General features: G+C 67.7%; 13 protein-coding genes. 6 read left to right on the top strand and 7 right to left on the bottom strand.

The annotated features are described in order from the left end of the window. Positions 1-5: 5 nt before the first annotated feature. The gene (locus AC5Y39_RS15830; protein WP_500018924.1) at positions 6-1409 is read right to left on the bottom strand and encodes a WS/DGAT/MGAT family O-acyltransferase; all 1404 of its coding nucleotides are present in this window, start codon (positions 1407-1409) and stop codon (positions 6-8) included. An 80-nt stretch (positions 1410-1489) separates the two neighbouring features. Then, positions 1490-2101, bottom strand: coding sequence for a TetR family transcriptional regulator (locus tag AC5Y39_RS15825; protein WP_500018926.1), 612 nt, complete (start codon positions 2099-2101; stop codon positions 1490-1492). Positions 2102-2260: 159 nt separating this feature from the next. On the opposite strand from AC5Y39_RS15825, the gene AC5Y39_RS15820 reads away from it, so the two are divergent. After that, on the top strand, positions 2261-2584 hold the full coding sequence (locus tag AC5Y39_RS15820; protein WP_499947816.1) for a nuclear transport factor 2 family protein: 324 nt from the start codon (positions 2261-2263) through the stop codon (positions 2582-2584). On the opposite strand, the gene AC5Y39_RS15815 is transcribed toward AC5Y39_RS15820, so the two are convergent. Together AC5Y39_RS15815 and AC5Y39_RS15810 are read right to left on the bottom strand one after the other, a co-directional pair. Then, positions 2575-3441, bottom strand: coding sequence for a TIGR03619 family F420-dependent LLM class oxidoreductase (locus tag AC5Y39_RS15815; protein WP_500018928.1), 867 nt, complete (start codon positions 3439-3441; stop codon positions 2575-2577). The genes AC5Y39_RS15820 and AC5Y39_RS15815 overlap by 10 nt on opposite strands. A 10-nt stretch (positions 3442-3451) precedes the next feature. Next, complete coding sequence (locus AC5Y39_RS15810; RefSeq protein ID WP_500018930.1) at positions 3452-4681, bottom strand: cytochrome P450; 1230 nt, start codon at positions 4679-4681, stop codon at positions 3452-3454. Positions 4682-4777: 96 nt separating this feature from the next. Here AC5Y39_RS15810 and purD point away from each other — a divergent pair, with 96 nt between their 5' ends. Beyond that, entirely contained in the window at positions 4778-6049 is a 1272-nt protein-coding gene (gene purD, locus AC5Y39_RS15805; protein WP_500018932.1) for a phosphoribosylamine--glycine ligase, read from the top strand. Between the two features lie 7 nt (positions 6050-6056). Here purD and AC5Y39_RS15800 read toward each other — a convergent pair whose 3' ends face one another. Beyond that, positions 6057-6962 (bottom strand): alpha/beta hydrolase, encoded by a 906-nt coding sequence (locus AC5Y39_RS15800; protein WP_500018934.1) that lies wholly within the window; start codon positions 6960-6962, stop codon positions 6057-6059. 92 nt (positions 6963-7054) lie between these two features. Between AC5Y39_RS15800 and AC5Y39_RS15795 the strand changes: the two genes are divergently transcribed. Next, a complete protein-coding gene (locus AC5Y39_RS15795) occupies positions 7055-7657 on the top strand; it encodes a TetR/AcrR family transcriptional regulator (protein WP_500048259.1) in 603 nt (200 codons plus the stop codon). On the opposite strand, the gene AC5Y39_RS15790 is transcribed toward AC5Y39_RS15795, so the two are convergent. Further along, entirely contained in the window at positions 7654-8430 is a 777-nt protein-coding gene (locus tag AC5Y39_RS15790) for a DUF429 domain-containing protein (protein WP_500048258.1), read from the bottom strand. The two genes, AC5Y39_RS15795 and AC5Y39_RS15790, sit on opposite strands and share 4 nt — an antisense overlap. 19 nt (positions 8431-8449) lie before the next feature. On the opposite strand from AC5Y39_RS15790, the gene purB reads away from it, so the two are divergent. Genes purB through AC5Y39_RS15775 form a run of 3 tightly spaced genes read left to right on the top strand, consistent with a single transcriptional unit; the run spans position 8450 to position 11284 of the window. Next, positions 8450-9877: an adenylosuccinate lyase gene (gene purB / locus AC5Y39_RS15785; RefSeq protein ID WP_500018939.1), complete on the top strand. Its 1428-nt coding sequence runs from the start codon at positions 8450-8452 to the stop codon at positions 9875-9877. A gap of 6 nt (positions 9878-9883) precedes the next feature. Beyond that, positions 9884-10870, top strand: coding sequence for a tellurite resistance/C4-dicarboxylate transporter family protein (locus tag AC5Y39_RS15780; protein ID WP_500018941.1), 987 nt, complete (start codon positions 9884-9886; stop codon positions 10868-10870). A gap of 48 nt (positions 10871-10918) precedes the next feature. Further along, a complete protein-coding gene (locus tag AC5Y39_RS15775) occupies positions 10919-11284 on the top strand; it encodes a hypothetical protein (protein WP_500018943.1) in 366 nt (121 codons plus the stop codon). A gap of 37 nt (positions 11285-11321) precedes the next feature. Here AC5Y39_RS15775 and AC5Y39_RS15770 read toward each other — a convergent pair whose 3' ends face one another. Beyond that, positions 11322-11966 (bottom strand): hypothetical protein, encoded by a 645-nt coding sequence (locus AC5Y39_RS15770; protein ID WP_500018945.1) that lies wholly within the window; start codon positions 11964-11966, stop codon positions 11322-11324. Positions 11967-11974 lie beyond the last annotated feature (8 nt).

Genomic DNA, 11974 nt, shown 5'->3' with positions numbered 1-11974 from the left:
CGAAGCTACAACGCGTTGGCAAGCGGGGTGAGCTGCTCGGAAAGGCCTGCACCGCGGCGTAATTCGCAGAAGTCGTCGACCATCGCTTCGGTCACCTCATGCGGATCGTCGACAGTGGCGCCATCGGTGAGCACCGAGATGCTGAGCTGATCCGCATAGCTCCAGACCGTGATGTTCAGCCCGCTGCCGGCGATCAGTGGACCGACGGAATAGATTTCACGCACCACCGCACCCGCCACCGTGCCACGTTCACGCGGACCGGGAACATTGGACACCGCGAAATTGAGCAGCTTCGTTTGCTTTTCGCTGCGCGCCAGCCGCTGCGACATCAGCTCGACCGGAGCCGGCGGGAAGTAGGCCGCCCACCGCCCGAACAGTTCAGGCCCCATGAGCTGGTGGGCCTCCTTGGCGGACTGCGCAGCGGCGTGCACTTCGTGGACGCGTTGCACGGGATCGCTGATGTGCGTGGGCGCCGCGACCGACAGCGTGGTGAACTTGTTGCCCCAGATGCGGTTCGGGTCCGGGTCGATGCTCACCGGCACCGACACCAGCAGCGGCCCGGGCGCGTGGCCGTCGTACTTCAGCAGCAGTTTGCGCACTGCTCCGGTCGCGATCGTCAGCACCACGTCGTTGATCGTGACGCCCAACTCCTTACGGGTTTCCTTGACGTCGTCGAGCGCAAGCGCGGCGGTGGCGAACCGGCGCTCGGGCGTGAGGGCGTGGTTCAGGAATGTCGGTGGCGGAGTGAACGGCCGGGTGAGCGTGGACATCTTGCGCGAGCTGCGACGAACCCGGCCGACGCCCTCGGCGGTGTACCTGACGGTTCCCGGGATGCGCCCGATCTGGCGGAGATGATCGCGGAACGCAGCGTTGATGAGCTCGGACCGGCTTGGCGCAGGATCGGTTTCGTACGTGCCTTCGTCGTCGGGGCTGTTCCACACGTCCATCGCGCGGGCAATCAAATTGCCGGAGGCTACGCCGTCGGCCAGAGCGTGGTGCACCTTGTTGACGACCGCGACGTTGCCGTCGGCGAGCCCGTCGACGAAATACATCACCCACAGTGGCTTGCTGCGGTCCAGCGGCGTGCTGGCGATCTCGCCGACGGCCTCGTCGAACTCGCGACGCCCGCCCGGGCTGGGCAGCCGCAGCGGCCGAACGTGGTAGTCGAGGTCGACGTCGACGTGCTCCCGCCACATTGGGTGGTGGAACTTGAACGGGATGTCGACGAGCTGGAATCGCAGCGGGTCGAGCTTGTGCAGGCGGTGACGGAGGATGTCGCGGAACGTGTCGATGTCGGGCGTGCCGTCGAATCCGGACACGTCGATGATGCCGGCCTTGATCGTGTGCATGTGCACGTTGGGCGTCTCGCTGTACAGCAGCATCGCGTCCCAACCGCTGAGTCGCTTCATTGGCGCCCCCGTCCTCGACTGGCCAGTCACCATATAACCGCCATTGCCCGCGCGATGGGGGCAGTTGGCCAACGTTGCTGTCAGGCGTCCAAGGCGTCTTTCGCGGTGAGCGCCGGCGCCACCCAGCGGCGCAGATAGCGGCGCAGGTTCGCGCCGGTGCGCGGCGGCCGTCCGGGGTCGATCACGAACGACTGGATGATGCGCAGCAGATGCTCGGCCAGCTCGTCGAGCTCGGCATCGGTGAATCCGGCGCCGGCCCAATCCACGTCGAACCGGCCGAGCATGGTGCGAGCGAACTCCAACGCGACGTCGGAGGTGACGTCAGCGCTGAATGCGCTCGCCCGGTCGGGGCCCAGCAGAAGACCGATGTGTTTGTCGTGCGGAAGCCATTCCAGTGTGGTGGCAATGCCTTCGACCGCGGCCTCGGCGGGATCGGTGATGCCCGCGATCTGGGTGGCCAGCCTGTCGAGATAGCCCATCGCGGCATTGGTGGCGGCCGCGGCCAGCAGCGCGTCGGTGCTGGGGAAGTAGCGATACACCGTTTGCCTGGTCACCCCGAGCGTGCGGGCCACGTCGGCGATGCTGATGTCGGCGCCGTGAATGTCGATCGCGTTGCTGGCCGCGGCGAGGATGCGCGCGACGGCCTCTTCGTCGCTGGCGGGCGCGGAGCCGGACCAGCCGTGCGTTCGCATCAGGCGCCAGCTTCGCCGCGACCGACCATACGTCGAGCATAGTGACGTATGGTCGCAAGTAGGCAGCGATGGCTCTACGTCGCGACGTCTGCCGCTACATTGGGTGCGGGTAGTTCACGTGCCGCAGCAGGCGGCATGCCGTCGGGGACTGGAGGACGCATGAGCGTGGCCGAACGGTACGTCGAAGCCGTCAACAACGCCGATACGTCCGCATTGCTAGCGCTTTTCGCCGAAGACGCCACACTGACTCACCCGGTGGGCACCGACCACGGGCACACTGAGATCGCCGACTTTCACGCCGACGTGATCTTCGCCGGGCAGGTGCGGATGACGCTGGCGCGCAGCATCGAGCAGGGCAACGTCGAAGTGGCGCAATTGGAAGGGACCAGCCCTCTCAACGACGACACCACCGTGCATACGGTCGACATCTTCACACTCAACGACAACGGCTTGGTGCAGACGCTCGACATCTACTACCGCTGACGGTCCAACCCCTGGTCTCGGCGAAACCGCTTCATGCCGTCGATCTTTTCGGCGAGCGTGGCGTCTGCCCCGGTGTAGAACATCCACGGCATCGTCAAGATGTGCGTTACCCCGCCCTGCTCAGCGCGCGTGTAGTCGTCGGGTGAGAACGCGTCGACCAGGGGAGCCAGAATCGCGAAATCGTCCAAAGGCAGGCCGTTTTCGGTGCGGTACCGCCGCAGCTGCTGCGCTATCGAGACGGCGCGTTCGGTGGTGACCAGATCGCCCACCCAGCCGTCGTAGCGGGCGGCGCGGCGCAGCGCGATGTCGCTCAGTCCGCCGACCCAGACCGGGATGGGCGGCGCGGCGGGCGACATCTCCAGCCGTGGGACGTGGTAGAACTCGCCGTCGAACTCGGTCCAGCCCGGCGACCACAACGCCCGCATCAGCGCGAGCATCTCCTCGGTGCGCTTGCCCCGATCGGCGAACGCCGCACCGAGAAGCTCGAATTCCTCAGCGCACCAACCCACTCCGATGCCTAGCTCGACGCGGCCGCCCGACAACAGCGCCGCCGTGCCGATCGCCTTGGCGGCGACGAAGGGATCGCGCAAAGCGGGCACGTACACGGTGGTGACGAAGTGCAGGTGCTTCGTGACTTGGGCGAGCGAACCGATCAGCACCCACGGGTCGGGCCAGTCGGTGAACGGCTCCCACCGTCGTCGCCCGTCCTTCGTGTACGGGTACGGCGTGGTCAGAGTTTCGAGATTGACGACGTGCTCGGGGATTCCGAGTCCGTCGTATCCGAGGTCGTCAGCGACCTTGGCGATCTCGACGATCTCGGTGGTGTCGAGATAGCCGGTGCTGATGTAGTACTTCACGCGTGGTTCGTCACGGCCGGTAGGCGACCGCCAATTCCTTGACGCCGTTGATCCATCCGGACCGCAGCCGCTGAGGTTCGCCGATTTTCGCAATGTCGGGCATGATATCGGCGATTTCGTTGAAGATCAGCTTGATCTCCATGCGCGCGAGGTTCGCGCCGATGCAATAGTGGGCGCCGTTGCCGCCGAACGACAAGTGCGGGTTGGGATTTCGCATGATGTCGAACCGGAACGGCGACTCGAACACCGACTCGTCGAAGTTGGCCGAGCTGTAGAACAGCCCGGCGCGCTGGCCCTTGCGTATCGTGACGCCGCCGACTTCGGTGTCTACCAAGGCGGTTCGCTGGAAGCAGTGCACCGGGGTGGCCCAGCGGATGATCTCGTCGACGGCCGTGTCGGGGCGCTCCCGCTTGAACAGCTCCCACTGGTCCGGGTTTTCGAAGAACGCGTTCATGCCGTGCGTCATCGCGTTCCGCGTGGTCTCGTTGCCGGCGACCGCGAGCAGGATCACGAAGAATGCGAATTCGGTGTCGTCGAGCACGTCGCCGTCGATGTCGGCCTGGATCAGCCGGGTGACGATGTCGTCGGCCGGGCAGCGCCGCCGCTCCTCAGCCATCGTGTAGGCGTAGCCCATCAGCTCCGCGTTAGCCGCCGTCGGGTCGTCGTCGAAATCCGGATCGTCGGTGTTCATGATCGAGTTGGTCCATCCGAACAACCGCTCGCGGTCGGCCTCCGGCACGCCGATGAGGTCCGCGATCGCCTGCAGCGGAAGTTTCATCGCGATGTCGTCGACGAAGTTGCCGGTCGATTTCTCCGCGGCGGACCGGACGATCTCGTGAGCCGCCTTCGCGAGCTGGTCTTCGAGCGCCGCGACTGCCCTGGGCGTGAAGAGCCGTGAGACGAGCTTGCGCAACCGCGTGTGCGCCGGCGCGTCGTGGTTGATCAGCAGCGCCTTGGTGAGCTCGAGCTGTTCGGGCGTCATGCCTTCGGGGAAGCGCATCACCGCGCCTTTGGCGTGCGTCGACCACGCGTCGTTGTTCCTGCTGATCGCCTTGATGTCCTCATGACGACTGATCACCCAGTACCCGCCGTCGTCGAAGACAGTGGAGCCGGGCGGCTGCTCGTTCCACCAAACCGGGGCGGTCTTGCGCAGTTCGGCGAACTGCGCGACCGGCATGCCCTGCAGGAGCAGGTCCGGGTCGGTGAAGTCGAAGCCGGGGCCGAACGGACAGCGGCTCATCGCAGACCTCCTTGTAAGCGGCGTCACAACGACCATACACCATGACGCCAGGTGTATGGTCCGACGGACGCGGTTGAGCCACTAGGGTGGGCAGCTGTGCGCGTTCTTGTGATCGGCTCCGGTGCCCGCGAACATGCACTTGTCATGGCCCTGCGCCGCGATCCCGGCGTCGACGCGCTGATCGCCGCCCCGGGCAACGCGGGAATTGCAGCTGTCGCCGAGCAACACGCCGTCGACGTCAGCTCCGGCGAGGCCGTCGCCAAGCTCGCCGCCGCCACGAACGCCGACCTGGTGGTGATCGGCCCCGAGGTGCCGCTGGTGCTCGGCGTCGCCGATGCGGTGCGAGCCGCCGGCATTGCGTGCTTCGGCCCGACGGCCGCTGCCGCCCAGATCGAAGGGTCCAAGGCCTTCGCCAAAGACGTGATGGCCGCAGCCGGTGTTCGCACTGCGCGCAGCGAAATCGTCGACAACCCAGCGCATCTGGACGCCGCGCTGGACCGGTTCGGCCCCGAGCACACAGAAGACAAAGCCTGGGTGGTCAAGGACGACGGTCTAGCGGCGGGCAAAGGCGTGGTGGTGACCGCCGACCGCGCCGCGGCTCGCGCGCATGCCGCCGGGTTGCTCGACGACGGCCATCCGGTGCTGCTCGAGTCCTTCCTCGACGGGCCCGAAGTGTCGATGCTGTGCGTCGTCGACGGCGAGACCGTCGTGCCTCTGTTGCCCGCGCAGGACTTCAAACGGGTGGGCGACAACGATATTGGGCCGAACACCGGCGGCATGGGTGCCTACACGCCGCTGCCGTGGCTGCCCGACGACCTGACGCGGCAGATCGTCTCCGAGATCGTCACGCCGGTGGCCGCCGAGCTGGTACGACGCGGCTGCCCGTTCAGCGGAGTGCTCTATGCCGGGCTGGCGATCACCTCCGCCGGCCCCGCAGTGGTCGAGTTCAATTGCCGCTTCGGGGATCCGGAGACGCAGGCGGTGCTGGCCCTGCTCGAGAGCCCGCTGGGTCAGCTGTTGTATGCGGCCGCAACCGGCCGGCTGGCCGAGCAGCCCGCGCCCCAGTGGCGTCCCGGTGCCGCGGTGACGGTGGTCCTGGCCGCGGAGAACTATCCCGGCCGGCCGCGACTGGGCGACGTGATCGTCGGCGCCGAGCAGGACGGCGTGCTGCACGCCGGCACGGGCCGTCGCGACGACGGCGCATTGATCTCCACCGGCGGGCGGGTGCTGTCGGTGGTCGGCACCGGCCCGGACTTGGCCGCCGCACGGGAAGCGGCCTACCAGAAGATCGCGTCAATTCGCTTGCCCGGCGGGCATTTTCGCAGTGATATCGCATTGGCGGCCGCTGAGGGCCGGATCAAGCTCTAGCCTCAACTCAAGCGGTGAGGAGTGGAGCCATCCACCGCAGTTCGCCGGGAAGCTGCTGACTCCAAAAGCCCGCGTCGTGGCCGCCGGGCGAGAAGCCGCCCGCCGGCGGATTGGGCAGCTCGGCGATGAACTGCTTGGTGGCCGAATAGAACGGATCGCTGGTGCCGCAGTCCACGCGAATGGGAATCGACGCGAGCGCGGGCAGGCCGAACACCGTGTTCGCCGACCAGTCCTCCGCGCTGTCGAACGCACCTGGTGCCGCGGCACCGGGCGTCGTCCATAGCGCCGGACTGACCGCGCAGATCGCGGCGGTACGGGCCGCCCCGAGCCGCGCTCCCAGCAGCAATGCGCCGTAGCCGCCCATCGACCAGCCCAGAAAACCGACCCGCGAAGTGTCCAGTCCCTGCGTCTGTAGCAATGGCAGCAGCTCCGTGAGCACCATTGCGCCGGAGTCCTCACCCGAGACCCGCTTGTGCCAGTAGCTGCCGCCGCCGTCGACACTGACCACCGCGAATGGCGGCAGACCAGAAGCGACCGCCTGTGCCAGCCCCTGCTCGACGCCGCCTGCCATCACGCTGGCCGCGTCACCGCCTTTGCCGTGCAACGCGATCACGGGCCGCAGCGCTGCGGTTTGCCCGGGCGGGCGGGCTATCGCCCAATTGGTCGAGACGCCGCCGCGGGCGGCGGAGACGAACGACCCGGTGACCATCGTCGGCGCGGCGGCTGCGGGCGGTGGCTCCGACGGCGGCGGGGCAAGCGGCGCGCCGACGCCGGTCATGGCCACGTCCGGCACGGCCGTCGACGGTCTGGACTCGAGCGCGGTGCCGAACGCGACGGCACCCGCCGCGCCCACCGCGGCGCCGGCGCTGAGCCGCAGAACCGCGCGGCGACTCAGGCTAGGCATGCCGCACATCTTGCCATCGGCAGTTCACGGCTTTTGCTGCCACCATTACGTATTTCCGAAACCGCAGATAACCGGCTATGCGGCTGGCAGCATCAACTGCTGTGACAGCTGCGGTCACCCCCAAGGGCGAGCGCCGGCGGCACGCGCTGGTGAGCGCTGCCGCCGAGTTGCTGTGCGAGGGCGGCTTCGACGCAGTCCGTCATCGCGCAGTGGCCCGCCGGGCTGGCTTGCCGCTGGCGTCGACGACCTACTACTTCTCGTCTCTCGACGATCTGCTGACTCAGGCCGTCGAGTACGTCGGTGCCCAGGAGATCGCCAAGCTATGTGCCCGGGTCACCGACCTGCCGCGGCGCCGGCGCGGTGTAGAAGCCACCGCTGACGTGCTCGTCGACCTGCTTCTCGACGACAACGGGCCTGCCCACATGAGCGAAGAGCTGATTTCGCGCTACGAGCGGTACGTCGCATGCGCACGGCATCCGTGGCTGCGTGACGTCCAGCGCCGGATCCGCGAGCAGCGCACCACCGGCGTCGTCGAAGCCTTGGAACGCTGCGGACGTACAGTGCGCGGGGACCGGGTGAACGCGCTGATGTATGCCGTCGACGGGGCCGTGGTGGCGGCGCTGGTGGACGACGGCGGCAATCTGCGCGCCACCGCCAAAGCCGCCCTGGTCGACGTAATCGACGTGCTTGCCCCGCTGGGTTAAGAGCGTGGCTCGCTTGCGAATTCACCGACGCGCAGCGTGGGTGTGACGATGTAGCCGGTGTCGACGTCGCCGTACACGGTGACGTCGTTCGGTCGGTGGTGCGCATATCGGGCGACGTACGCGCACAGGACCGCGTCGACGGGGTGCTCCGCCCTGTCCAGCTGTGACGGCCTGGTGGCCGCGGTGAACGCGTCGCGCAGCGCCTGCCAGGACGGCTCGTCGGCGACATGCAGTGTGGGTGCGGTGTCGCGGAGCCCTTCGGTGAGCGCCATCAGACGCAACAGCGCTGTTTTGCGGTCGGCGACGGTTCGGCCGCGGCGCCGCTTGTACTTCAGTGTCTTGGGCAGCCCGAACAGCGCGATCGTCGCCGGATGCGGATAGACCTCGAGCGCGCGCCGCGGTGCGCGCGAGTGCGGATCGATGTCCAGGCCGAGGGCCTCGGCGAGGCGGGCGCCGCGGATCCCTGAGGCGAACACCGGCAATGTGGTGTTCGCCGGGTGCGCGCCCGCCTCGAACCGCCGGAAGTCGGCGTTCAGCGCGCGCTCCGCCGGCCGCTGCCCGGTGGGGTTGGTCACGACCAGCGGTGCGTCGATGCCGACGACGCATTCGCCGCCGGCGAAAGGTTCGACGGCATCGGCGATTTCGGCGTCGTGGACCTTTGTGTCGAGGTGTCTGAGTCGGCCGTTGGAGTCGAGGACCGCGATGCCGGATCGGTTGGCTGGCGACCACGCGAGGTCGAGGCCGACGAAGTACATGCCATCACCCTGCCCCACGACCGTAAGCTGTGTCGTTGTGACGATTCCGAACGTGCTGGCGGCGCGCTACGCCAGCGACGAGATGGTGGCCATCTGGTCGCCGGAGGCCAAGATCGTCGCCGAGCGACGGCTGTGGCTCGCGGTGCTGCGCGCCCAGATCGAATTGGGCGCTCAGATCGGCGACGTTGCGCCGTCGTGCTTGTCGGACTACGAAAACGTGGTCGATGCCGTGGATTTGGCGTCGATACGCGAGCGGGAGCGGGTGCTGCGCCACGACGTCAAGGCCCGCATCGAGGAGTTCAATGCGCTGGCCGGCCACGAGCACGTCCACAAGGGCATGACCAGCCGCGACCTCACCGAGAACGTCGAACAACTCCAGATATGGCGGTCCCTCGAACTGGTCCACGCCCACGGCGTCGCGGTGGCCGCCCGACTGGCCGAGCGCGCCGTCCAGTACCGCGACCTGGTGATGGCAGGCCGCAGCCACAACGTCGCGGCCCAGGCGACCACGCTGGGCAAGCGTTTCGCGTCGGACGCCGAAGAAACGCTGATCGCGCTGACACGGGTGCGGGAGTTGATCGACCGTTACCCGCTGCGAGGCATCAAAGGCCCGATGGGCACCGGCCAGGACATGCTGGACCTGTTCGGTGGCGACGGCGGCAAGGTTGCCGAGCTGGAGCGCCGGGTGGCCGAATTCCTGGGATTCACAAAGGTTTTCACCAGCGTAGGGCAGGTGTATCCGCGCTCGTTGGACCACGACGCCGTCTCGGCGCTCGTCCAGCTCGGCGCCGGACCGTCGTCGCTGGCGCACACCATCCGGCTGATGGCCGGCCATGAACTCGTCACGGAGGGATTTGCGCCCGGCCAGGTGGGCTCCTCGGCGATGCCGCACAAGATGAACACCCGCAGCTGCGAACGCGTCAACGGGCTTCAGGTGGTGCTGCGGGGGTATGCGTCGATGGCCGCTGAACTGGCCGGCGCGCAGTGGAACGAGGGCGACGTGTTCTGCTCGGTGGTCCGCCGAGTCGCGATGCCGGATGCGTTTTTCGCGATCGACGGGCAGATCGAGACGTTCCTGACGGTGCTCGAGGAGTTCGGCGCCTACCCCGCTGTGGTCGAACGCGAGCTCAACCGTTATCTGCCGTTCCTGGCGACCACCCGGATCCTGATGGCGGCTGTGCGTGCCGGGATGGGTCGCGAAGCCGCACACGAGGTGATCAAGGAGCACGCGGTAGCTGTGGCGCTGGCGATGCGCGAGCGCGGCGCCGAGCCGGATCTGCTGGACCGGTTGGCCGCCGATCCGCGGCTGCCACTGGATCGCGCGGCGCTCGACGCTGCACTGGAAGACCGGACCGCATTCGTGGGTGCCGCCGCAAACCAGGTCGACGCTGTGGTGGCCGCCGTCGACGAGCTGGTGAGCCACTACCCGGAAGCGGCGAAATACAGTCCCGGCGCAATTCTCTAGCGCTTCGTGGGTTTTCGCGTCGCCGACGTCGGATTGTCGCCTGACGTCTTCGCCGCCGTGATGGCCACCGGCATCGTGTCGGTCTCGGCCCACGACCACCACTACGAGGTGATCAGTGACGTGCTGGCCGGCGCCGCCGTGCTCGCGCTGGTGGTCATGGTGCTGCTGATCGCCGCCAAATGCTTTGCTGCCCAGCGGTTTCCGTTCATGCTGTCCGATCCCGACGTGACGGTCCGGCTGTTCACGTTCGTCGCGGCGTGCGCGGTGGTGGGCGCCCGGTTCGAGGATCGTCACGTGGTGATTTGGGTATTGGCTGTGCTCGCATGGTCGGCATGGCTTGTGCTGGCGCCGTTGCTGATTCACACCATGTGGCCGTACCGATGGACGGGCCTGCGCGACCGCGCGCGCGGCGCATGGGAGTTGTCCAGCGTTGCGACCTCGGGGCTCTCAATCGTGACTGCACACATCGCGGTACTGACCCGCTCACGTGTGGCGTTCGCAGTCGGGTTGGCGGCATGGGTGACGGCCATCGCCATCTACGGACTGATGACTTGGCTGATCCTGTGGCGCGCCGCGACGGCACCCACTGACGACATCTGGCGGCCGGACTGCTGGATTTTGATGGGCGGTTTGGCGATCGCGACGCTTGCCGGTGACCGATTGCACCGGGCGACGCTGGTGATCGGGACCGGTGACGCGTTGCTGGGCACGATCCGTTCGGTGACCGTCGTGACGTGGGTGCTGGCCTCGCTGTGGTTGGCGCCGCTGGTCTACCTGACCGTCCGGCATTTTCGCTTCGCAGTCACCGGTGCGTGGTGGGCCACGGTGTTTCCGCTCGGGATGTACTCGGGCGCCACATTCGCGATGTGCGTCGAAACCGGCTGGCGACCGTTCCTGACGATCTCGTGGGTGGTCTTCTGGATCGCGTTGGCTGCCTGGACGCTGGTGACGTGCGCAGCGGCAGCGGCTGCGGCGCATGCTTGGCGGCACTGATCATCAGGTGGGGTGTCAGCGACCACCCGTCGCGGGTACCCGGCGGGCATGGCTGACCGAGATGTGCAAAGGAACGTCGCAACTGCCGACCCTGCGACCGCCGGCGAGCACCGCAGCGGCCGGGCGAAAGTACTGGTCAACTGGGTGCTCGCGCTGGCGACCGTGCCGGTGGCGATCGTCGCGGTGATCGTCGGCATCGCCGGAGTGATCAGCACCGCCGGTTGCACGGGGCAGACCTGCGAGGGCCCCGGCTCCGCGGTGTTCGGCGTGCTGTTCTACGGCGCGCCCGTGGTTGCGGCGGCGACGATCGTCGCGTCGTTCTTCACGGCCAAGCGCGCCTGGGGCGTCGTGGTGCCGGTGTTGGCGTTGGTGCTGCTCGCGGTCGACGTCGTCGTGCTCGCGGTGTCGTACTGACCGCTTGACCTTGCCGAAAGCGACGTTCGACGGGTGTCTACTCGAAATTCCTCTGCCAACCGTCGCTCTCGATAACGCCTACGCCGGCCGCTCGTAGCTCCAGGGCAGCCAGCCCGCGGATTGCCAGTGGGTCTTCGCGGCGCCACGCGCCCACCGGGTCCGCGCTGACGGCCGCCAACCGTCGCAGCGGCCGATTGGCCAGCGCGCGCAACGCGAGCAGTTGCTCGCCGGCCGGGGTGGCGGCAAGCTCGATCAGCCGGCGCTTGCGCAGGAAGAACCGCAGTCGCAGCAGCAGCCAGGGCGTCACGACCGCCAAGAACGGCGGTGCAGCCACCGCCACGGCCAGCAGCACCGCCAACCAGCTGGCCGTGGTGTCCAGACTGTGGCCCGCGCCGGCGATGTCATGGGCCGCATCGCCCGCAGCGCTGAGCGGCTTGCTGAGCGCCTGGCCGATCCACGGCACCCTGCCTGCGCTGTGGCCAGCGGACTCGAGATTGCTGGCCACTCCGCTGGCGCCGGTTTCCACGCGCTGGCCGGCCTTGGCGATCTCCGCTATCGCGGCGTGCACGGCCATCGCGATCCACACCCACAGCGCCGTCCATCCCACCGCGACGATGTCACTGACGATCTGGACGGCCGTGCGGGCGGGTCTGCTGGCATAAGGCAGATGACGGCTACTCATGGCCACGA

It is taken from the genome of Mycobacterium sp. NGS39, assembly GCF_059812765.1.
This window is presented reverse-complemented; position numbering and strand designations above follow the sequence as displayed.